Origin of the sequence: Rhizobium sp. ERR 1071 (genome assembly GCF_007828675.1) — a bacterium.
Taxonomy (GTDB): domain Bacteria; phylum Pseudomonadota; class Alphaproteobacteria; order Rhizobiales; family Rhizobiaceae; genus Rhizobium; species Rhizobium dioscoreae.
Genome location: NZ_VITM01000005.1, coordinates 510,516 through 532,689, shown reverse-complemented (window position 1 = coordinate 532,689; position 22,174 = coordinate 510,516). Strand labels below are relative to the sequence as shown.

The following is a 22,174-nucleotide window of genomic DNA, read 5'->3' as shown; positions in this document are numbered from 1 at the left end:
CCGATGATAGATCGTCCGGTTCAAAAAGACACGGTCCACGAGCGGTTGATCGGCAAGACGGGGAGGCATTTCTGGCGGGCACTGGAGGAGCTCGCCGATACGGAGGAGTTTCACCGGTTCTCCAGGCGTGAATTTCCGATGATGCACAGAGGCGGTATCACCTTCGACCGCCGTACCCTCCTCAAGATCATGGCGGCATCGCTTGCGCTATCAGGCCTTTCGGCCTGCAAGGGCGAGGAGGACGAGGAGGCGCTCCCATACGTCCAGGCGCCCGAGCGCGTGAGCGTCGGCGTCGCCAAGTGGTTTGCCACAGCCGCGACCTTTGGCGGCTACGCGCAGCCTATCCTCGGCAAGACCTTCACCGGCAGACCGGTCAAGCTGGAAGGCAATCCCGATCATCCCGTATGCGGCGGGGCCACCGATGCTTTCACGCAGGCCTCACTCCTCGGCCTTTACGATCCCGGTCGCTCGCAAACGCCGCTGCACCTGGGCAAGCCCGCCGATTGGAACGCATTCGATGCCGAGATGGCGGCGAAAGCTGATGAACTGGACAAGACTGGAGGGGAAGGGTTTCGGCTGCTGACCGCACCTTTTAGTTCGCCGACCTTGCGCCGCCAGATCGAGGCGATGATGCAGCGGTGGCCAAGGGCACGGTGGCATATCTGCGATCCATTGCCTGAGACCGGCCGATGGAACGCCACGCAGCACATTTTCGGTCGCCCGCTGGAGTTTCAGCCAGCATTCGCCGCCGCCGAAACCATCGTCAGTCTCGACGACGATTTCCTCGGCCCTGGTCCTCGGCAGACGTCATATGCCCGTGCCTTCGCCGATCGCCGGCGGTTGCGCCAACACATGCAAGGGGCGAGCAGGCTCTTCGTGGCCGAACCGACACCTTCGGCCACTGGGGCGGTTGCGGATATGCACCTCGTTGCATCGCGTTCGGGGATGGATCGCCTGCTGCGCGCCATAGGCGCGCGGATTGGTCTCAAGGGCCTGGGGGATGTCAGCCTCGCTGATCACGAGCGACAATGGGTGATCGGCGCCTCAACCGCTCTCCAGGCATCTAAGGCCAATGCCTTGGTGCTGGTCGGCGTCCATCATGGAGACGATCTTCAGGCGCTTGCCTTGCTGATCAATGAGAGATTGGGGAGTCTCGGAAACACGCTTCACTTCTCCGAGCCGGTCAATGCCCAAGCGCCGGACGGCCCGCGATCGCTCGACGTGCTTGTAACCGACATGAACGACGGCAAGGTGTCGACACTGACGGTTATCGGTAGCGATCCCGCCTATTTTGCGCCGGGCGATCTCGCGTTTCGCGATGCTTTGCAGAAGGTGAAGCTCCGCGTTCACGCCGGGCTCTATGTCGATGAAACGGCTTCTCTTTCGCATTGGCATGTGCCGCTTCAACATGATCTTGAAAGCTGGAGTGACGCGCGTGCTGTGGACGGCAGCGTGACATTGATCCAGCCATTGGTCCGGCCGTTCTATGCGGTACGCGCAGCGCATGTCGTGCTTGAAGCAATGATGGGCCGCGCATTGAGCGATAGGGATCTGGTGCAGCAGACCTGGCGCGCGGCCTGGGATGGAGAGTTCGACGAGCGCTGGCGCGACGCGCTTTATCGCGGCTTCGTTTCGGATAGTGCCGCACCGTCGCTCATCCCGACCATTCTGGACCGCGCCGTCCCGCCGGCTGCGCCGGACGCCCCTTCCGGCCTGTCCCTAGTCATTCGTCCGGATGCCGGCGTCTGGGACGGTACCCTCTCGGAGAATGCCTGGGCGCAGGAGACGCCACGGCCTCTGACCAAGATCACATGGGGCAACGTGATCCTCATCAGCCCGCAACTTGCATCTGAACGGAAGTTGGAAAATGGCGCCGAGGTCAAATTGACGGCGGGGGACGCTTCCATTCACGGGCCTGTCTGGATCATGCCAGGTCAGGAAGCCAATACAATCGCCATCACGCTCGGTTATGGACGCAAGCTGAAGGATTCGATCGCGGATGGTCTTGGCTATGACGCCTACGGCCTGCGGCGATCGGCAACACCTTGGCATATAGCCGGCGTCACCATCGAGCCGACGGACAAAATGCTGCAGGTGGCAACGACACAATTACACCAGGCGATCGACGGCTTCGACTTCATCCGGACGGTCGAAGTCGGGCAGCTTGATCCACACTCCCGGCCGGATCAAAAGCAAAAGCCGCCATCGCTCTATCCGGACAGGCCGATATCGGATCCCTCCTGGGGCATGTCGATCGATCTCGATCTTTGCATCGGCTGCAATGCCTGCGTGACCGCCTGCCAGGCTGAAAACAACATTCCGGTGGTCGGCAAGGAACTTGTTGCCGAAGGGCGGCAAATGCATTGGCTGCGGATCGATCATTACCATGAAGGCGATGCCACGGCGCCGAAGTCCTATTTTCAGCCGGTCCCCTGCATGCATTGCGAGCAGGCGCCTTGCGAGATGGGCTGCCCTGTCAATGCCGCGGTCCATAGCATCGATGGCTTGAACCTGCAGATCTATAATCGCTGCATCGGCACACGCACTTGCTCGTCCTACTGTCCCTATAAGGTGCGCCGTTTCAACTGGTTCGACTTCACGGGCGACGATGCCGAGCAGATCCAGGCCATGCGCAATCCGGATGTAACGGTGCGCAGCCGCGGTGTCATGGAAAAATGCACCTACTGCGTCCAGCGCATCGCTGAGGCACGGATCGTAGCCGACAAGGAGGGCCGGCCGATGCACGATGGCGAGATCGTTACAGCCTGCCAGCAAGTTTGCCCGACGCAGGCAATTACTTTCGGCAATGTCGCGGACCCCAATTCCGGTGTCAGTCGACTCAAGGCAGGTTTGCGTGACTATAGCCTGCTCGAGGAAGCAAACACCCGGCCCCGAACAACCTATCTCGCCCGGATCGAAGATCCGTCCCTTGCAAAGACGGAGGCAGCGGGATGAGCGGGAAAATTCGCGATCAGGACGCCGCGGCCGCGGAGCGGATCACGCGGATCCCGTTGAAATATCCGGCACCCGTCGCATGGTGGATATGCTTCGCATTTTCCCTGCTGCTGCTTTTATCCTTTGTGGTTTCGGCGACGGTGCTTCTCATTTCGGGCGTCGGCGTCTGGGGCAACAATATTCCCGTCAATTGGGGTCTGGCGATCGCCAACTACATCTGGTTCCTGGGCATCGGGCACGCCGGGACGTTGATCTCGGCAATGTTGCTTCTATTGGGTGCCCACTGGCGCAATTCGCTCAACCGCTTCGCCGAAGCGATGACGCTGTTTGCCGTCATTTGCGCCGGGCTATATCCCATCCTGCATCTTGGCCGGCCATGGTTCTTCTACTGGATCGCGCCCTATCCCAATACGATGACGATTTCGCCGCAGTTCAAGAGCCCGCTGAGCTGGGATTTCTTCGCCGTCCTGACCTATCTCACTGTTTCCATACTGTTTTGGTATATCGGCATTATCCCGGATCTAGCGGCGGTACGCGACCGCGCCAGGCGACGCTGGCAGCAGGTGATTTACGGGCTCGCGGCGCTCGGCTGGCGGGGATCCGCCCGGCACTGGGCACGCTGGAACCAGGCCTACAGGCTGACGGCAGCGATCGCCGTTCCGCTGGTGGTCTCGGTTCATTCGGAAATTTCGCTTCTCTTCGCCGCCGGTCCGATACCGGGCTGGACCTCCACGGTCTTCCCGCCCTATTTCGTGCTTGGGGCGGCCTTTTCCGGTTTCGCCGTCGTCGCCATGATCGCGGTCGTGCTGCGCCACGCCCTCGGTCTTGGCATGCTGGTCACCGACCGCCATCTCGACCTGCTCGGACGCTTCCTGCTCGCAACCGGCCTGATGACGGCCTACGGTTATGTCGCGGAAGTGTTCGACAGCCTTTACGGCGGTGAATTGCAGGAGGTGGGAACGCTGATGGACCGGCTGGCCGGCGCCTATGCCTTCAGCTATTGGAGCGCCGTCATTTTGAATTTCCTACCGCTGCAGCTGTTATGGTTCGAAAGCGTCAGACGCCAGCCGCCCATGCTCTTCCTGATCGGCTTGTCCGTCACGATCGGCATGTGGTTCGAGCGTTACATGTTGCTGACGACATCGCTATATCGCGACTATCTGGTTTCCTCCTGGGGCCAATATCATCCGAGCGTTTGGGAATGGGGCCTTTATGCCGGAATGCTCGGCGTCTTCCTGACACCGTTCCTTCTCTTCGTGCGCTTCCTGCCTGTGATCTCCACGTTTGAAGTGGAGGAGGCTTTACGCGAGACGGGGGATTTGAGGCATGCGTGAGCCGCGTCCTGGAGGAGATCTGTTCGGGCTGCTGGCCGAATTCGACAGGCCAGAGCGACTGATCGAGGCGGTGAAACGCGCGCGCAAGGCGGGCTTTACCGCCATGGAGGCATATTCTCCGTATCCGGTCGAAGAGCTGACGGAGGCGCTCGGCTTCGAGGAGAACATCATTCCGTGGCTGACTTTGGCCGGCGGTCTCTTCGGCGCGGTGCTCGGCTACGGGCTGCAACTCTACACCAACTACGCCTATCCGATCGAAATCGGCGGTCGGCCCCTCTTTGCCTGGCAGTCCTTCATGCTCATCACCTTCGAACTCACGGTTCTTTTTGCCGTACTTTCAGCAATTTTCGGCATGCTGCTTCTGAACCGCTTGCCGCGACTGCATCACCCGCTATTCGACATCGAGGCGTTCCAGCTCGGGCAGTCCGACAAGTTCTTTCTCATCATTCTGAGTAACGACCAGCGCTTCCATGCGAAGCGCACACGCGCCTTTCTCGGCATGCTCGAGCCAATCAGCGTGGACGCCGTCGAGCATACGGAGCAACCGGAATGAGGTGCGGTCTTCTCATTCTTGCGCCGATGCTTCTGCTTGCCGGCTGCGATGACATGAACCATCAGCCGCGCTATGATTCTTATGAAAAGAGCCAGCTCTTTGCCGATGGCAAAGCCCTGCAGGCGCCGCCGGATGGAACGGTCGCGCGGGACGATCTTCAGAATGCGCGGGCGCTTGCCGATCGCCCAGCGATGAATATCGAGCTTCTCCAGCGCGGGCAGCAGGAATTCGGCATCTATTGCACGCCTTGTCATGACAACGCCGGCTACGGCAATGGCACGGTGCCGGCGCGAGGCTTTCCCCATCCGCCGAGTTTTCACATCGACCGACTGCGACAGGCGCCATCCCGTTATTTCGTCGAGGTGATCTCCAAGGGGCACGGCGTGATGTATTCCTATGCGGACCGCGTTTCTCCACGGGATCGCTGGGCGATCGCAGCCTATATCCGGGCGTTGCAGCTAAGTCAGGGCGCCAGTGTCGCGAGCCTGCCGCCGGAGGATCAGGCGCAGCTGAAGAGGACGGGATCATGAGCCGGGTCGAAGCCCTGCCGACCCGCTTGCTGGCGCTGAGCGGCGTGATCTTCTGCCTCGCGGCCCTTTCCCTGGCGCTGGTCGCGCCCGCGCCTGCCTTGCTCGGTTGGCTTTCCGCGCTGGTCTTCGTAAGCGCGCTCCCGCTGGGTGCGCTTTGTCTGGTCATGATGATGCGCATCATTCCCGGAATCTGGCGGCATGATCTCGATCATGCGGCGAGATCGTCGCTGTCGCTGCTGCCGCTTGTGCTGATCGGCTGGCTGCCGATCCTGTTCGGCCTGTCATCCGTCTATGAATGGGTTCGGCAGCCTCCAATGGAACCGTTCAAGGCGATCTACCTGACGCCGTTATTCTTTGATCTCAGGACCCTCTTTATTCTCGCCGCCGCTTATCTGCTTGCGCAGGCACTGTTGCGCAGCCAATCTCGATCGATTGCGATCAGTGGACTCATCGGTTTCGTCCTCCTGCAGGAAATCCTTGCGACCGATTGGCTGATGTCGCTCGATCCCCACTTTCATTCCTCCGGTTTCGCGCTCTATGTACTCTCCGGCCAGATGCTGACCGCGCTTGCCTTGCTGGTGCTCATGAGCCTGGGGGAGGGTGGTGTCGCCAAGCCGAGCGTGGTCGGTTCGGTGTTGATCACCGCCATCCTCTGTTGGGCCTATTTGGCGTTCATGCAATATTTCATCATCTGGTCGGGCAATCTGGTTCAGGGCGCCCTCTGGTTTCAGCGCCGCAGTACGGGCATTTGGTCGTTGGTCGAGGTCTCGATTACCTTCCTGCATCTGACGCCACTTTTCCTTCTGTTCTTTCCACCGATCCGCCGATCCAGACGGTGGTTGGTGGGTCTGGTATCGATCATCCTCGCCGGGCGGTTGCTGGAATACGCCTGGCTCGTCCTGCCGAGGCTGACAGCGCATCTCGGCTACGCCATCATAGCCTATGGCTTGTCGCTTGCCGGTCTCGCGCAGATCACGCTTGCCATTCTTTCCCGCGCGAGCAAGGTCGCGCGCCGGCTGGCGGCGACCGCGACGGCGGAGGCTTCATGATGGCTGCCTCGCTTTCCAGGAAGCCGCGGCGGCAGAAAGCGTCGCCACTATTCGAACCGAAGGATGTCTCTCCCCGGCTGGTGCTCTGGGTGACGCTTGGCCTCTTCCTCGGCATGGGTCTTTCGGTTCTCCTTGTCTTTGGCATTTTGTGGTGGATTGGCCCGAACGCCGCGCCGCCGCGGACGAAGTTCGGGTCTAAGCAGGCGGAGCTAGGCCCATGCCTCGAAGTGTCACCATCCGCCAATCGCGAGCTGCTTCAGCGGCAGGCGGAACAGCGTCTTCAGGGTTACGGCTGGATCGATCGCCAAGTCGGGGCGGCGCATATTCCGATCGACAGGGCCATGGTCATCCTGGCGGCGCGCGGCTGGCCGGATCACGATGAACGGGAGGAAGCGCGATGAGGACGGCCGCATTCACGCTGGCTCTTGCCTTGCTTGTCTGCGCCGGCGAGGCACGCTCAGCCGCCTTCGATCCATTCTCTGTGACCGGAATCGATCAGAAGCCGGATGCCTTCATCCCCCTCGATCTGCCTTTCCATGATGAGGCCGATCGCGTCGTGACCCTTCGCCAGCTTGGGGGCGGCAAGCCGATCGTGCTGGCGCCCGTCCTGCATAATTGTCCCAATATCTGTGGTGTCACCTTGTCGGGGCTGATGGAGGCGATAGAGGGACAGTCATTTCGGCCGGCTACCGATTTTACAATTGTCGCCTTTGGCATAGATGCAGGCGAGGGTCCCAAAGAGGCTTCGGCTTCGCTCAAACAGCTGAAGCGCCGCTTTCCCTCACTCACAAACGACGGCGTGCATGCGCTGACGGGCGAGGTGGCCGCCATTCATAGCGTCACCGATGCCCTCGGCTATCGTTATGCCTGGGATCCCGACATTGGCCAATATGCCCACGATGCCGCTGTCGCTGTCTTAACACCGGACGGGCGGTTAAGCCGGTGGCTCTACGGACTTGCGCCGACCAGCGGAGACCTGAAACTTGCGCTCACCGAGGCCGGTGAGGGGCGCATCGGTAGCTGGCAGGACCAGCTTTTGTTGCTGTGCTATCATTATGATCCGCTTACCGGGCGATATTCGTCCCTTATTCTGATTGCGCTTCGTGTCGCATGCGGCCTCGTCGCGATCCTCGGCATCGGTGTGCTTGTCATCTTGCTCCTTCGCGAGTGCCGTTCGAAAGATGCCGGAAGGAGGCTGCCGTGAATTTCATTCCGCTCTGGCCCTCCGGCGCGTCCGCTTACAGTCATCAGATCGATTTGCTCGTCATTGCCTTCACCGTGCTGATCGTGGCGCTGTCGGCGCCGGTGTTCGTCCTGCTCCTCATCTTCATCGTCAAATATCGGCGGGGCAAGGAGGCCGATCGCAGGCATGCGCCGAACCGCAACATTCCCCTGGAGCTTTCCTGGACCATCGTCCCGTTTCTTGCCTTGTTCGGCTTTTATGTCTGGTCGACGGATCTCTTCGCCAGGCTTTATCATCCGCCTGCCGACGCCATGCAGATCGACGTCGTTGCCAAGCAATGGATGTGGAAATTCCAGCATCCCGAAGGACAGGCCGAAATCAACGAACTGCATGTACCGTCCGGTCAGCCGGTCAAGCTCACAATGGCGTCGCAGGATGTCATTCATAGCCTCTTCATCCCGGCCCTGCGCATCAAGCAGGATGTCGTGCCTGGGCGATATACGTCGAGTTGGTTCGTGGCCGACAAGCCAGGCACCTATCGCATTGCCTGCTCGCAATATTGCGGCAGCAATCATTCAGAGATGACCGGCAGTTTTATCGTCATGAACCCCACCGACTATGCCAAATGGCTGTCCCTGTCCTCGAATGACGTGAGCCTCGCCGCGGAAGGGGCGACACTCTTTCGCAGCCGTGGCTGTAGCGGCTGTCACGATCCGGGGGCGTCGGTGCGAGCGCCTTCACTGGTTGGCATCTATGGCAATCCAGTGCCGCTTCAATCTGGAGAGATCGTCACTGCGGACGATCAATATATTCGCGACAGCATCCTGCTGCCGCAATCGCAGGTCGTTGCCGGCTATCAGCCGATAATGCCGACCTTTCAGGACCTTCTGAGCGAGGAGGATGTCATGAAGCTCGTCGCCTATGTCAAATCACTAGGGCAGGCGGGGGGCACACAATGACCGATGTCGCTGATCCCAAGCTTGAAGAGGCCAATGTCGGCGGAGGCGGCTCAACGGAAACCACGGCGCAGCGCGTCAGCTACCTGCGCGCCGGGCATAGTCTCAAGTCGTGGCTGCTGACGACGGACCACAAGCGCATCGGTGTTCTCTATACACTCTCCATCACGTTTTTCTTCTTCATCGGTGCGGCCGCGGCCGCGCTGATCCGGCTCGATCTGCTGACGCCGGCAGGAGACCTTCTAACCAATGAAGGCTATAATCGCGCCTTCACGATCCATGGCGTCGTCATGGTCTGGTTCTTTCTCATTCCATCCATCCCCAACACCTTCGGCAATTTCCTGATCCCGTTGATGATCGGCGCCAAGGATCTCGCCTTTCCCAAGCTGAACCTGCTGAGCTGGTATATCTACATGCTCGCCGGGCTGTTTACGGTATTCATCCTGATCGCGGGCGGCGTCGATACGGGATGGACGTTCTATACGCCGCTTTCGACAATGTATGCCAATGGCAACGTGATCCTGGCCGCAAGCGCGGTATTCATCGTCGGCTTTTCCTCGATCCTCACGGGGTTGAACTTCATCGTCACGGTTCATACCCTGCGTTGTCCCGGCATGACCTGGGGCAGACTGCCGCTTTTCGTCTGGTCGCTCTATGCGACATCGCTGATCCTGGTACTGGCGACACCGGTGCTGGCGATCACGCTCGTGCTCATCTCGCTGGAACGGCTGTTCGGTCTCGGTATATTCAACCCCGCGATTGGCGGCGATCCGCTGCTATTCCAGCATCTCTTCTGGTTTTACAGCCATCCGGCCGTCTACATCATGGTCTTGCCCGCGCTTGGGGTCGTCAGCGAACTTGTCGCGGCTGGTGCCCATAAACCAATCTTTGGCTATCAGTTCGTGGCCGGCTCTTCGATCGCGATCGCGGCCCTCGGTTTCTTCGTTTGGGGCCACCACATGTTCGTTTCAGGGCAATCGCTTTATGCAAGTGCCGCATTTTCCTTTCTCAGCATCGCGGTGGCGATCCCCTCCGGCGTGAAAGTTTATAACTGGACGGCAACGCTGTTCAAAGGTCACATCTCGCTCGATCCGCCGTTTCTCTTCGCCATGACCTTCATCGGCCTTTTCGTCTTCGGCGGATTGACCGGGCTGATGCTGGCGATGCTTGCAATCGACGTCCACGTGCACGACACCTATTTCGTGATCGCGCATTTCCACTACATCATGGTCGGAGGAACGATATCGGCCTTCTTCGGCGCGCTGCATTATTGGTGGCCGAAGATCGTCGGGCGCATGTATTCCCTGGCCTGGGGGCGGGTCACTGCGATCTTCTTTTTCATTGGATTCAACCTGACATTCTTTCCGCAATTTCTGCTCGGCTATCTTGGCATGCCGAGGCGCTATCATGTCTATCCGCCGGAATTTCAGGTGCTGAACGTCGTTTCAACCGGCGGCGCCGCCGTTCTTGGGATCGCCTACCTCATGCCATTGATTTATCTGATCTATTCGATGCGCTATGGCAAGCCGGCACCCAACGACCCATGGGATGCGACCGGACTGGAATGGACGACGCCATCGCCGCCGCCGAAGCATAATTTCGAAACGCTGCCAGTCGTCGATCGCCCGCCTTACGACTATGAGATCGAGATGAGGGACGAGCATGTCTGACGCAAGGCCCTCCGTCGCCGAGCCATTCACGGATCCCCTCCAGCAGCATCGTGCCGCGATGATGGGGATGTACGTCTTTCTCGGTAGTGAAATCATGCTCTTCGGCGGCTTGTTCTGCATTGCCGCCGCCGTGCGTCTGGCGCATGCGCCCGAGATTGTCCGCGCCTCCCATGCATTACATTCCGGTATCGGCGGAATAAACACGGCGATCTTGCTGACCTCAAGCCTTTTTGTCGCCCTGGGCGTGGAGAGCGCCAAGGAGGGCCGCGCCAAAATCGCGTCCGGCTGGCTCGTTGGGGCCGCTGCCCTCGGCTTGGTGTTCCTTGTGATGAAAGCCTACGAGTATTGGATGGAGTTTACAGAAGGGCTGCTTCCGATAGAGGGCGTGCATTCCCGCTATGTGGACGACGTTCAGCATCTTTTCATGAACCTCTATCTCATCGCCACCAGCCTGCATGCGGTGCATCTGTCGATCGGCATCGTGCTTTTGATCGCGCTATTGTTTCGCTTGACGCTCAGCTCGATCAAGCTACCGGAGCGGGCGATCGTTCTCGTCACCGTTGGCCTCTATTGGCACCTGGTCGATGTGATCTGGGTGTTCCTCTATCCTGTGTTCTATCTTGCAAGGTGAACCTTAGATGCCGCGCCTCGTAAATCCTCTCGTCGTTATCTGGGTAATCTTGCTGGTTTTGCTAAGTGCCACTATCGCGGCAAGCTTCGTGCTGGGTGGGGCGGTGGGCCTGGTCGTCAGCCTTTCGATCGCGGCGATCAAATCCGCGATGATCTATTGGCGCTATATGCATCTGAACGAGGAGACGCCGCTTAACCGCATTGCCGCGCTTGCCGCCGGTCTCTGGCTGCTGATCCTGCTCGGCTTTCTCGGCGTCGATTACTGGACCCGCGCGCTCGTCTAGCCACATGCGAGCCCTCTCGGGCAAAAAACGCGCGACGTTCGCCGGCGGATCATCACGCGCGATCGTGGCAGCGATGGAGATATGCGCGCCCGTGAAAAAACCTCTTCGGAACATTGTCGGCCTGGTAGGGTTCTACCCTGGTCGACGAGAGATGCCGAACGGACAAGCATGCGTTAGTAGCTCGCGAGGAGACCACATGGACCACCACTCAGATGCACGCCGTCGCATGATGATTTTCGTCGTGACGATTTTCGTTCTTGCCTGCCTCATCGCTGTCTATTTTGCCTTTGCACTTCATCCCGGCGAGCCGGTTCCGCCGACCGCGGGGGCGGTGTCGTCCCAGGTCAAATGACGGCGGCGTAATGATGTGTGCACATGCGAAAAGCGGCAGGTAAATCAGCATCGCCTGATCGAGACGGCGCGCCTGATTTCCTGGTCATCCTGTCGAGGATGTGTGCCCAACGATTTTAGACCGCGCCGGCGATGCCGTTGGCCCCGGAGGCGAACGCCGAAGGTGCTCGTCAACGGGTGGTGAGGCGCAAGATCGCATCAAGGGTCTGCTTCGGTGCTTCCTGGGGAATGAAATGGCCGATCGCGTCGAGAACAACGCGTTCATATTGTGCCGCGAAATACTGGTCCTTGCCAGCCGAGGTATCAACGAGATTACACCCGTCGGAAGCGCCGTGCAGTACCAGGGTCGCAACTTGGATCGCCGGGTTTTCGGCAAGCCCGCGCTCGACATCCTCGTGCTCGGGCGCGCCGGGTGTCTCTTTCCAACGCTGCAGATAAGCATGAATGCTGATCGGCGCCCAATCGTCGTTCTGAAGCGAGGGTGCCATTTCGTCGGCCAATCGGGAGACCAGGTCGCCCAGAGAAATCTGGCAAGGCGGAGCCGGTCTTTGTCCATTGCCTCCTGTCCCTGCTTGAGTGCAACTACCCACTCGTACCAATATGCCTTTGCCAGGTCGTAGCTTATCTCCTTGATGGGCTGGGAGGTAGCGTAACCCGCAGCCATTGCCACCAGGCCGCGCAGACGCGCGGGAAAGAGTGCCGCCACGCCATAACCGGCACGCGCACCCCAATCATAACCGCAGATCACCACGTCACTCAGGTCGAGCGCTTCGAGGAATTCGGCTAGGTCCTCGGTTAGCGCCGCGATTGCGCCACTCCTCATCGTGTCTGCCGAGAGAAAGGTCGTAGGACCGGTGCCGCGCAGATATGGAGCAATGACGCGATGACCGCCATCCACTAAAGCAGGAACGATCTTATCCCAACAACGGACATCGTCGGGCCAACCATGGACAAGCACGATGGGCTTCCCGCGCGGGTCACCGGCTTCCTCATAGGCGATATCGAGATCGCGTGTTCTAATATGTTTCGTCATCGGCATGTCCATGATCGATTAATCACTTCCTTGGCCTCAGGCTCGGGGCGGATGAAATGGTCACACGACTAACCATAGCGCATGCCTATTGTTCCAAGGCTGATGGTCGGGTCAGACAGCTGGAATGCGGGATTATGAAAGGGCGAGGGAGGCGAAAGCCTTGTTGGCGTGGAACGCGGTATTGAGCCGAGCAGCAGCTCAATGGGAGGCTTCCAGGATCGCTCAAACCCGCTTTGGAATTTGATCGGAACATTTGGTCATTGCTCCGGTTAGGAAGCTCATTACCCGATCAAAGCGGTGAAAGGATTGCTGTGATGCAGATCAGCAGTTTCAAGGACATGTATCTCGCCGAGCTTCAGGAGCTTGTCAGTGTCGAAAGTCAACTCGCCGATTCGTTGCTGCGAATGGCTGAGGTCGCAGCACATCCGTCATTAAAGGATGCACTGGTCCACCATCGCGCGCAAACCGAGGTGCAAAAGGACCGCCTCGTGTCACTCCTGCAGAAGCATGGAGCCACCCCGGCAGCCCATACGGATCAGGCGATGCAGGCTCTGATCCATGAGACCGAAAAAATGGCTTCCATGCTGAAGGGAAATGACCTGCGTGACGCTGGTCTAATCGCTTCCGCTCAGAGGCTCGAACATTACGAGATCGCGGCATACGGCACGGCCGCCGCTCTGGCCGGCCAGCTGGACCTGCGAGAGGATCAGGAGGTGCTGCACCGGAGCCTCGAAGAGGAGAAGCAGACGGACATCCTGCTGACCCGATTGGCCAAAGGCGAAATAAATCGAGATGCGCTGCCGTCTGACTGACGGACCACTATCGTGACTATAGCCGGCTGCGAGCTCTATCTGAAAGGAGCATTCAATGAAGCACCATGCCCCTTCAAGACATTCAGACCGTTGCCAATGTCAATCTTGGATATCCGCACCGGCTGCCCGCGATGACCAGGCGCGAACGTCTCGAACGCTGGGTGGATCTTCTCGATGACTGTGGGCATCAAGCACTTTCAACCCTGGAGGAGATAGAATTTCAACCTGCGAGGGAACGCGCGCTCATGCGCGCGGACAACTCGCCTCTGTCAGTGGCGTTTGCCGACCAGCTTATGCAAGAAGCAGGCCTGAAAGACGACAGCTACGGCGAAGCCAAGCGATTCTTCGAACTGAGTGACAATCACTTGCATAAGCTTGTCTGTCATTGCCACTTCGGGCCAACGGTGCGTGCATCGACGGCCGCGCATAACGTTCGTGCAATCATTGCTGCAGGCGATCGGCCGGGCATTTTGACCAGGATGCGTAATATGTTCGGCGAGAAGATCCGCTTACTTGATCGTCGTTGTTGATACGCCGGCTGGAGCGAACTGAAATGGAGGTTCAAATGAAAACGTTTATCATTGTTACCAGCGTAGCGTTGTGTCTCACGGCTTGCTCTTCGACAGAGCAAGGCGCCGGGATCGGCGCCGCCACGGGCGCCGTCGTTGGCGGCGTAGCAACAGGCAATGTTCGCGGCGCCGCGGTCGGTGCAGCCGTGGGCGGAGTATCCGGCGCCTTGATCGGGAACGTCGCAGGACAGCCCGGCCGCTGCTACTACCGCGACCGCAACGGGAACCGCTATGTCGATCGCTGTTGAGCTTAGCAGACGTGGTCGGTGTCGTTCTTGAACAATCCATAGGAGCGGATTCGCCCTTACACCACGCCCGAAAGTCGCTGGAACGGCGAGGAAAGGGCAAGGAGGCCAAGATGGCCGACTACCAGCGCATGCGCGATTATATGGTCGAGGCGCACATCAAGCGACGCGGGATACGGGACGAGTATGTTCTCAATGCGATGCGTGCCGTACCAAGAGAACGCATCGTCGCCGAGGGCATGGCCGAGTTCGCCTATGAGGATGCGCCTCTCGCTCTCGGTGAGGGGCAGACCATTTCCCAGCCCTATATCGTGGCTTTGATGATCGAGGCGGCGGAGGTGCGCCCGGGCGATCGCGTGCTCGAGGTGGGAGCCGGCTCGGGCTACGCGGCCGCGGTGATCGGCCAGATCGCGGCGAATGTTTATGCGATCGAACGCCATGAAGCCTTGGCGGTGCCGGCGAGACGGCGCGTGTCCGACCTCGGCTATGACAATGTGGAGATATTTGCCGGCGACGGTACGCGTGGATTTCCCGACCAGGCGCCATTCGACGCCATTCTGGTGGCTGCGGGCGGCCCTGCCGTGCCGGAAGCGCTGAAGGAACAGCTCGCGATTGGCGGGCGGCTTGTAATCCCCGTGGGCGAGGAGTTCGGTCAGAGGTTGTGCAAGATCGTTCGGCGCACGGCGGTACGCTATGAGGAGACGGATCTCGGTGCTGTGATGTTTGTGCCCCTGATCGGCGAGCAAGGCTGGTCCGAGGATGGCCGGCGCGCGGCAAGCAATCATAAGCCGGGCGCGTCTCGAAAGCAGAGCCTGCCGGAGTTGATTACCGAAGCAGCGGAAGACCTACCGAACTTCGATGATCCTGCCTTCGGGCATCTTTTCGACCGCTTCGGCGACCGGCGCGTCGTTTTGCTCGGGGAGGCGAGCCACGGAACCGCCGAATTCTATCGTGCCCGGGCTGCGATCACGCGCTGCCTGATCACCCGTCGAGGATACACAATTGTTGCGGTCGAAGCGGATTGGCCGGACGCGGCGAAAGTAGATCGATATGTCAGACATCGGTCGGCCTCAGGGCGTGAGGAGACACCATTCCAACGGTTTCCAACCTGGATGTGGCGCAACACAGAGATCCAAGCGCTGATCGAATGGATGCGCAAGCATAACGCAGCTATCGACGCAGAGGACCGCACCGGCTTCTACGGGCTCGACATCTACAACATGTCCGGCTCGATCGGTGCAGTGCTTGACTATCTTGATACGGTCGACCCGCAGGCGGCAGCGATCGCCCGTGAGCGCTACGGCTGCCTGACGCCTTGGCAGAAAAACCCCGCGACCTATGGCCGGGCGGCGCTCAGTCGCGGTTACGCGGAATGTGAGCAGGCGGTGATCGACCAATGCCAGGATCTTTTACGCAGGCGGCTGGATTATGCCAGGCACGACGGCGACGCTTTCCTCGATGCCGCCCAGAATGCCCGGCTGATCGCTTCCGCGGAGCGCTACTACCGCATCATGTATTATGGCGGAGCGGAAAGCTGGAACCTGCGTGATACCCATATGTTTGAAACGCTGCAACGCCTGCTTGACGCGAAGGGACCGGATGCCAAGGCGATCGTCTGGGCGCACAACAGTCATATCGGTGACGCACGCTTTACCGATATGGGTGCAACGCGTGATGAGCTTAATATCGGCCAGCTTTGTCGAGAGGCTTTCGGAGGCGAGGCGGCTCTCATCGGTTTCGGCACCCATACTGGCACGGTGGCCGCCGCGCATGACTGGGATGGAGACATGGAAGTCATGCATGTGAATCCCTCCCGACCTGACAGTTACGAGCGGATGTGTCATGATGCGGGAGGTGACAGCTTCCTGCTCGACCTGTCGCCTGGCAAGCACGAGCCACTCCGGCGCCGCCTTTCCGAGCCACGACTGGAGCGCTTCATCGGCGTCATCTATCGGCCCGACACCGAACTGTGGAGCCATTACAGCCAGGCGATCCTTCCCGAGCAATTCGATGCCTATGTCTGGTTCGATGAGACGCAGGCAGTGGAGCCGCTTGGGATTGAGCACCATCGCGGCATGCCGGAAACCTATCCCTTTGGTGAATAGACGATGCTTCGCGACATTGATCGTGTCCTGGCCAAGCTCGTTGCGAGCTTCACCTCTTGCGGAGAAAAATGCGCTTTCTAAATTTTTCGGCCATCGGCACACCAGGTAAAGGAAGGAAACAATGACAAGTCACGTGTTTGACCGCCCTCTTTTCGTGAGAGGGAAGCACTTCATTCAGGAAATATGCTGCCTCGACGACATCATTGATTTCCTTGAGGAATGGCCGGAGGAGAAACGCGACGTCGCGCATGTCGTCATGCTGCGGGCCTGCAGAGATGCGGTAGTCGATCAGTTTCCATTGAGTGCCGTGAGGAAGAACTTCGAGCGGTTCCTGAAGAAGAACGATATGTTGGCATCGATCGAGGAGTTTCCATTTCGTCAGCAGAGCGCCGGCGATCGCGACATCGGTGGCGTTTGACGTTTTCGTGCATCGCCGACGAGATCCCGCTACGTACCCGCCCGCATCCCGGCTTGTCGTGAGGGTCTTTCATGCGGAACTTCAACGGCCGCTGAGTGTTTCCTGTAGATGCCGGACAATGACTTTCATATACGCTGGGATGCATCCGCGCTCGCGTTGTTGCGGTCGCGCATTCGCGGCTTTGAATGGCCGTACAACGCTGCGGACAGCGGATGGCGTTATGGCTGTGATCCCGATTTCCTGCGCCGTTTTTGCCGTCATTGGGCAGACAGCTATGATATCGAAGCCGGCGAGGGCATACTCAACCGTTATCCGCAGCTGCTCGCCGAAGTCGCGCCGGGGATGCGGCTGCACGTCGTTCATGTACGCGGCGAGGCGCAGGGGCGGCGTCCGCTCCTGCTGATCCACGGTTGGCCGGGTTCGGTCTACCAGTTCTGGCCGGTCATCGATGCACTGGCTTTTCCGTCACGCTTCGGCGGCACGCCGATGGATGCATTCGACCTCGTCATCCCTTCGCTGCCCGGCTACGGCTATTCGGATAAGCCGGCCGCGCCAGTCGGCCCGCGCGTCACCGCCGGGTGGCTTGCGCGCCTAATGCGCGACGCGCTTGGCTATCAAGATTATCTGGTGGCGGGGACCGACTGGGGTGTCGTCATCGCCGCCTGGCTCGCTCTGGATCACCGCGAAGACGTACGCGGCATCCACATCGACTATCCCGGCGCGCAACCCGCGGCGGCGCCGACGACCGACGCGGAACGCGCCTATCTCGAGGCATTCGAAGCGGCCGAAAACCGGCTCGGTGCATACAGCCGGCTCCACGCGACGCGGCCGCAGTCGCTCGCCTTCCTGGCGGCGGGTAATCCCGTCGCACAGGCGGCCTGGATTCTCGAGCGCTTCCATGACTGGGCGGATCTGCGTGGGCGTGCGATCGATGAGGTCTTCGGTCTCGATACCCTCATCACTAACCTCATGCTGACCGTCATGACCAATAGCTTCGGATCGGCGACCTGGATGTACGCTGGTGCAGAATCAGAGGGTGCACGACGCCTGCCGGAAGGATGTCGGGTCCCCGTCCCGGTGGGGTTCGCGAGCTTCCCCGATCCGCGTCATCCGCGGCCGCCACGGAGCTGGGTCGAAAAGGGTTACGACGTCGTTCATTGGCGAGAACACGATCGCGGCGGGCATTTCGCCAGCATGGAAGTGCCGGATCTCGTCGTCGCCGATCTCCGGGATTGGGCGGCGTCTTTAGCCAATATCCACCGGAAGGTCGATGGTATCGTCGAGGCTGAGAAAAAGGGCGACTGACTGAGCGAGGACAATTTCGTGGCGAAGTCGCCGGGAACCCTGTGGCGAATTCATGGTTAGGCGTGCTCACGGCGGTCCTTCGGACCGTGTGGTCTTCCTGCTGAAATCGACATCGGAAAGGGTATCGGATGTCTAATCCAGAAGAAGCCCCGGCCTCGGGGGTCACGAGGCGCACACTCCTGGCCGGGACAATCACGTCTGCAACGGCCATTTCAGTCGGTGCTGCCTCGAAAGAGCAAGAAGCGCGGCTCGCTGCGGTGTCGACGCAGTCCACGGTCCCGATAAAGATGAAGATCAATGGCCAACCCTATCAGTTCAGCGTTGACCCGCGCACATCGCTCCTGGATCTCCTTCGTGACCATGCGGGCCTGACGGGTACAAAAAAGGGCTGCGACCACGGGCAATGTGGAGCGTGCACGGTGCTCACCGATGGAAAGCGGACCTTGTCCTGCATGAGTTTCGCGGCGATGAATGACGGGCACAAGATCACCACGATCGAAGGTCTTTCGTCGGTTAATGGGCGTCTGCATCCGATGCAGCAGGCGTTTATCGACCATGACGCCTTCCAATGCGGTTACTGCACGCCCGGTCAGATCCTGTCCGCGGTTGCCTGCGTGCACGAAGGACATGCCGGTAACGATGCCGACATTCGCGAATACATGAGCGGCAATATCTGTCGATGCGCGGCTTACCCCAACATCCTCGCTGCCGTGAAACAGGCCCGCGACGAGATGGAGAAGCTCTGATGCTACCTTTCAGTTATCAAACTGCTCGTGATGTCGGCAGGGCCATCGCGGAGGCGAGCGAAGCAAAGGAAATTCCTCCAACCGCCGCGCCGTCACAGTTCATCGCCGGTGGCACGAACATGTCCGACTACATGCGGCTCGGCGTCAATCGGCCGTCGCGTCTGGTGGATATCAACTGCATCGAGGATCGATCATTGAAGACGATCGAGATCGGTGATCCCGACATTCGTCTCGGCGCTCTGGTCCGCATGAGCGAGGTCGAGGACCATCCGGAAATCAACCGAAGATGCCCGATGCTTGCCGAAAGCCTGAAACTCGCGGCCAGCCGACAGATCCGCAATATGGCAAGCCTTGGCGGCAATGTGCTGCAGCGGACGCGCTGCGAATATTTCCGCGAGATTTCATGGCCTTGCAACAAGCGCGATCCCGGCTCCGGCTGCGCTGCCATCGAAGGCTTCAACCGGCAGCATGCGGTGCTCGGGACTAGCGACTCCTGTATAGCGACCTATCATGGAGACTTTGCCCAGGCGCTGATTGCTCTCGATGCCTCCGTCGACATATCAGGCCAATCCGGCAGACGGCGTATCCGCTTTGCAGAACTGCATCGCCAGCCGGGCGATCGGCCGGATGTCGAAACGACGCTGCGGCCAGGCGAGATCATTACGGCCATCGCGGTGAATGTCCCGGCCTGGGCTGCACGATCTCGTTACCTCAAGATACGCGACCGTCAGTCCTATGCCTTCGCCCTCGCTTCCATAGCCGTCGCAATCAACCTCGATGGAGATATCGTGCGCGATGCGCGTATCGGTCTTGGCGGGCTGGCCACCGTTCCTTGGCGCGCCACGGCGGCCGAGGAGGTGCTCCGGAACAAGCCCCTCACGGAGGAAAGCGCCTCAATCGCGGCACAGGCCGCGTTTGCGGACGCCCGGCCGCGCGAGCATAACGCCTTCAAGATCGAGCTTGGAAAACAGACATTGATACGGGCCTTGCTCGAGGTTCGGGATATGAGGATATGACCATGAACGAGGCCGCACCACCTGCAAAGGAAAACATGGGTGAGCCACTGCCGCGGATCGATGCCCGCCTCAAGGTTACGGGAAAGGCATCCTATCCCGCCGACATTCCGGTCAACAATCTCGCGCATGCGATGCTGGTGACCAGTGCTGTAGCGCGGGGTCGCTTGACATCGCTGCATCTGGACCAGGCGCGGGCCGTGCCAGGTGTAATTGACGTCATTACTCATGAGAGCATCCGAGATGAGCTGGAACCCCCCGAATTCGGGACATCGGGATCGACTTCCATCGGGCCTCTCCATGATACGAAGATTTGGCATGACGGCCAGATCATCGCGCTGGTTTTGGCCGAGACCATCGAGGCCGCCCGCGAAGGCGCCATGCGCATCACCCCCGATTACGAGGCGGAGAAGCCGAGCACGAGCTTCGGGTCGGAGGGCACGGAAACCGTGGCTGCGGCAGAAGCGAGCAAGCAGTTCAAGGAAGACGTCAAGGCGGGCGATTTCAACGCCGCCTTTGCTGCCGCGGACGTCAAGATCGACGCCGAATACGAGATGCCGACGCAACATCACAATCCGATCGAACTGTTCTCCACGACTGCTTATTGGCGAGGGGATGAACTCGTTGTTCATGAACCGAGCCAGAATGTCTACGGCTGGAAAGTCGAGATCGCGCGGCAGCTGAAGATCAAACCTGATCAAGTAAGGGTGGTCAGTCCCTACATCGGGGGTGCCTTCGGATCGAAGGGGCCGATAACGCCGCGAACAGCCATCGTCGCGTTTGCCGCGCGCAGGCTTGGCAGGCCGGTGCGGTGTGTCGTTACCCGACCACAGGCGTTCACCACGCAGACCTACCGTGCCGAAACGCGCCACCATATCCAGATTGGCGCGTCGCGGGACGGCAAGATAACTGCTCTAAAGCACGAGGGCTGGGAGGTGACGTCCCGTCCGGATCCTTATGTGGTCGGCGGAACGAAGACAACCGGCCTCATGTATGATTATGGATCGGTACTGACCAAGGTTTTTCTGGTCAAGGCGGACAGGCCGACGCCGAGCTATATGCGTTCCCCACCGGAAACCCCCTATGTCTATGCACTGGAAAGCGCGATGGACGAGATGGCGGTTGCTCTTAACATGGATCCGGTAGAGTTCAGGCGCGTCAACGATGCCGTGAAGGAGCCGATCGAAGGCCGCCCCTTCTCCAGCCGCTCGCTGATGGAATGCTACGATGAGGCGGCCCGCGAATTTGGCTGGTCGAAGCGCAATCCGGATGTAGGCAGCATGCGGGATGGCGACTGGCTTGTCGGCATGGGCTGCGCGACGGCGATCTATCCGACCAATATCGCGCCTTGCGCAGTTCGCGTCACCCTGACCGATGATGGGCGGGCACGGGTCCAGACCGCCTCCCATGAAATCGGCACCGGGGTGCGCACGATTGCCGCCCAGGTTGCGGCCGAACAATTGGGGCTCGACGTAAGCGCCGTCGAGATCGAGATGGGTGATACGCGGCTTCCGCCGGCGCCCGTTGCCGGAGGCTCGAATACGACGGCCAGCGTCTCTTCAGCGATCATCAAAGCCTGCTGGGAAATCCGCGAAAAGCTCGCCTACGCGGCGGTGACATCAAATGACGGGCCACTCGCCGGCCGAGATCCGCACTCGATCATGCTCAGAGAGGGTAAGCTCGTCATCGGCGAGAGCTCGCAGGGCCTCAAGGACGCTTTCAAGCAGTTGGGAGCCGGCGTCATCGAGCAATATAGCGAATTTCGTCCTGACACTGCTTCCGAGGAAGCCGTTTCCAACCTGTACAAGGGCAAACTGGAAATGGTGAGCGGTGATCAAGGCAAGAAGGTAAAATATGCCTTCGGTGCTGAATTCGTCGAGGTCCGGGTTCATCGAAGAACCCGGGAAATCCGCGTCCCTCGGATCGTCGGCGCCTTTGGAGCTGGCCGGATCATGAATACCCGGACGGCGCGCAGCCAGCTCATGGGCGGGATGATCTGGGGAATTTCGTCGGCCCTTCACGAAGCGACCGAATTCGACCGGCGCGATGCCCGCGTCGTCAATCGGGATCTGCAGGACTATCTCGTGCCGGTGAATGCAGACATCCAGGACGTAAAAGTCATCCTTGTGTCGGAGACCGATCCGGACGTCAACCCGGCGGGCGTCAAGGGGCTTGGCGAACTCGGCAACGTCGGAACGGCGGCCGCGATCACCAGTGCGGTCTACCACGCTACCGGCAAGCGTATCCGCAAACTTCCGATCCGCATCGATAACCTGATTGGCTAATGTCAACGTAGGCGCTTTCTCGCGCCAAGACGTGCTTGTTCCCATTGGCAGGCACCCGGATGGGGCCACAGTTCCCTTATGCCGGCAAGCCGTTCTTGCCGGCATTTCCGCCTTGGCCACCGGCGAGCATGCCAATGCTCATGAAGGT

Annotated in this window: 21 protein-coding genes and 2 pseudogenes; 21 read left to right on the top strand and 2 right to left on the bottom strand. The window is 59.8% G+C overall.

The features are described 5' to 3' along the window. Window positions 1-3: 3 nt before the first annotated feature. The 12 genes from FBZ99_RS20795 (at window position 4) to FBZ99_RS33190 (ending at window position 11,496) form a co-directional block, all read left to right on the top strand. Window positions 4-2,955, top strand: coding sequence for a TAT-variant-translocated molybdopterin oxidoreductase (locus tag FBZ99_RS20795; RefSeq protein WP_145634653.1), 2,952 nt, complete (start codon window positions 4-6; stop codon window positions 2,953-2,955). After that, complete coding sequence (gene nrfD, locus FBZ99_RS20790) at window positions 2,952-4,289, top strand: NrfD/PsrC family molybdoenzyme membrane anchor subunit (RefSeq protein WP_113353074.1); 1,338 nt, start codon at window positions 2,952-2,954, stop codon at window positions 4,287-4,289. Before FBZ99_RS20795 ends, nrfD begins: the two co-directional genes overlap by 4 nt. Continuing rightward, window positions 4,282-4,842 (top strand): DUF3341 domain-containing protein, encoded by a 561-nt coding sequence (locus tag FBZ99_RS20785; RefSeq protein ID WP_113388628.1) that lies wholly within the window; start codon window positions 4,282-4,284, stop codon window positions 4,840-4,842. Before nrfD ends, FBZ99_RS20785 begins: the two co-directional genes overlap by 8 nt. Then, entirely contained in the window at window positions 4,839-5,372 is a 534-nt protein-coding gene (locus tag FBZ99_RS20780; RefSeq protein WP_145634651.1) for a c-type cytochrome, read from the top strand. The genes FBZ99_RS20785 and FBZ99_RS20780 overlap by 4 nt, the downstream gene beginning before the upstream one ends. Next, window positions 5,369-6,421 (top strand): hypothetical protein, encoded by a 1,053-nt coding sequence (locus FBZ99_RS20775; protein ID WP_145634648.1) that lies wholly within the window; start codon window positions 5,369-5,371, stop codon window positions 6,419-6,421. Before FBZ99_RS20780 ends, FBZ99_RS20775 begins: the two co-directional genes overlap by 4 nt. Continuing rightward, the gene (locus FBZ99_RS20770; protein WP_145634646.1) at window positions 6,418-6,822 is read left to right on the top strand and encodes a hypothetical protein; all 405 of its coding nucleotides are present in this window, start codon (window positions 6,418-6,420) and stop codon (window positions 6,820-6,822) included. Before FBZ99_RS20775 ends, FBZ99_RS20770 begins: the two co-directional genes overlap by 4 nt. Continuing rightward, complete coding sequence (locus FBZ99_RS20765; protein ID WP_145634643.1) at window positions 6,819-7,625, top strand: SCO family protein; 807 nt, start codon at window positions 6,819-6,821, stop codon at window positions 7,623-7,625. Before FBZ99_RS20770 ends, FBZ99_RS20765 begins: the two co-directional genes overlap by 4 nt. After that, window positions 7,622-8,563: a cytochrome c oxidase subunit II gene (gene coxB, locus FBZ99_RS20760; protein WP_246661157.1), complete on the top strand. Its 942-nt coding sequence runs from the start codon at window positions 7,622-7,624 to the stop codon at window positions 8,561-8,563. Before FBZ99_RS20765 ends, coxB begins: the two co-directional genes overlap by 4 nt. Then, window positions 8,560-10,230, top strand: a complete 1,671-nt coding sequence (locus FBZ99_RS20755; protein ID WP_145634638.1) for a cytochrome c oxidase subunit I — start codon at window positions 8,560-8,562, stop codon at window positions 10,228-10,230. The genes coxB and FBZ99_RS20755 overlap by 4 nt, the downstream gene beginning before the upstream one ends. Then, on the top strand, window positions 10,223-10,861 hold the full coding sequence (locus FBZ99_RS20750) for a cytochrome c oxidase subunit 3 (protein WP_145634636.1): 639 nt from the start codon (window positions 10,223-10,225) through the stop codon (window positions 10,859-10,861). Before FBZ99_RS20755 ends, FBZ99_RS20750 begins: the two co-directional genes overlap by 8 nt. Window positions 10,862-10,868: 7 nt before the next feature. Continuing rightward, window positions 10,869-11,144: a cytochrome C oxidase subunit IV family protein gene (locus FBZ99_RS20745; protein WP_145634633.1), complete on the top strand. Its 276-nt coding sequence runs from the start codon at window positions 10,869-10,871 to the stop codon at window positions 11,142-11,144. 196 nt (window positions 11,145-11,340) lie between these two features. After that, entirely contained in the window at window positions 11,341-11,496 is a 156-nt protein-coding gene (locus tag FBZ99_RS33190; protein ID WP_156090772.1) for a hypothetical protein, read from the top strand. A gap of 169 nt (window positions 11,497-11,665) precedes the next feature. On the opposite strand, the gene FBZ99_RS33510 is transcribed toward FBZ99_RS33190, so the two are convergent. Further along, entirely contained in the window at window positions 11,666-11,983 is a 318-nt protein-coding gene (locus FBZ99_RS33510) for an alpha/beta fold hydrolase (RefSeq protein ID WP_246661156.1), read from the bottom strand. 41 nt (window positions 11,984-12,024) lie between these two features. Continuing rightward, a pseudogene (locus FBZ99_RS33900) lies at window positions 12,025-12,528 on the bottom strand (alpha/beta fold hydrolase); the annotation flags it as partial. A gap of 338 nt (window positions 12,529-12,866) precedes the next feature. On the opposite strand from FBZ99_RS33900, the gene FBZ99_RS20735 reads away from it, so the two are divergent. The 9 genes and pseudogenes from FBZ99_RS20735 (at window position 12,867) to FBZ99_RS20695 (ending at window position 22,026) form a co-directional block, all read left to right on the top strand. Then, window positions 12,867-13,340 carry a YciE/YciF ferroxidase family protein gene (locus FBZ99_RS20735; RefSeq protein WP_246661155.1) on the top strand — a complete coding sequence of 158 codons (474 nt, stop codon included), beginning with the start codon at window positions 12,867-12,869 and terminating at the stop codon, window positions 13,338-13,340. 55 nt (window positions 13,341-13,395) lie between these two features. Beyond that, window positions 13,396-13,870, top strand: a pseudogene (locus FBZ99_RS20730) (hypothetical protein). Window positions 13,871-13,905: 35 nt separating this feature from the next. Next, window positions 13,906-14,157: a YMGG-like glycine zipper-containing protein gene (locus tag FBZ99_RS20725; RefSeq protein WP_095437759.1), complete on the top strand. Its 252-nt coding sequence runs from the start codon at window positions 13,906-13,908 to the stop codon at window positions 14,155-14,157. A 110-nt stretch (window positions 14,158-14,267) separates the two neighbouring features. Next, window positions 14,268-16,259, top strand: a complete 1,992-nt coding sequence (locus FBZ99_RS20720; RefSeq protein ID WP_145634629.1) for a protein-L-isoaspartate(D-aspartate) O-methyltransferase — start codon at window positions 14,268-14,270, stop codon at window positions 16,257-16,259. 121 nt (window positions 16,260-16,380) lie between these two features. After that, window positions 16,381-16,677, top strand: coding sequence for a DUF982 domain-containing protein (locus FBZ99_RS20715; protein ID WP_113421074.1), 297 nt, complete (start codon window positions 16,381-16,383; stop codon window positions 16,675-16,677). A gap of 108 nt (window positions 16,678-16,785) precedes the next feature. Next, window positions 16,786-17,982 (top strand): epoxide hydrolase family protein, encoded by a 1,197-nt coding sequence (locus FBZ99_RS20710; protein ID WP_145634626.1) that lies wholly within the window; start codon window positions 16,786-16,788, stop codon window positions 17,980-17,982. A gap of 128 nt (window positions 17,983-18,110) precedes the next feature. Next, on the top strand, window positions 18,111-18,728 hold the full coding sequence (locus tag FBZ99_RS20705; protein WP_113421072.1) for a (2Fe-2S)-binding protein: 618 nt from the start codon (window positions 18,111-18,113) through the stop codon (window positions 18,726-18,728). Further along, entirely contained in the window at window positions 18,728-19,744 is a 1,017-nt protein-coding gene (locus tag FBZ99_RS20700) for an FAD binding domain-containing protein (protein WP_145634624.1), read from the top strand. The genes FBZ99_RS20705 and FBZ99_RS20700 overlap by 1 nt, the downstream gene beginning before the upstream one ends. A gap of 2 nt (window positions 19,745-19,746) precedes the next feature. Next, window positions 19,747-22,026 carry a xanthine dehydrogenase family protein molybdopterin-binding subunit gene (locus tag FBZ99_RS20695; protein WP_145634704.1) on the top strand — a complete coding sequence of 760 codons (2,280 nt, stop codon included), beginning with the start codon at window positions 19,747-19,749 and terminating at the stop codon, window positions 22,024-22,026. Window positions 22,027-22,174 lie beyond the last annotated feature (148 nt).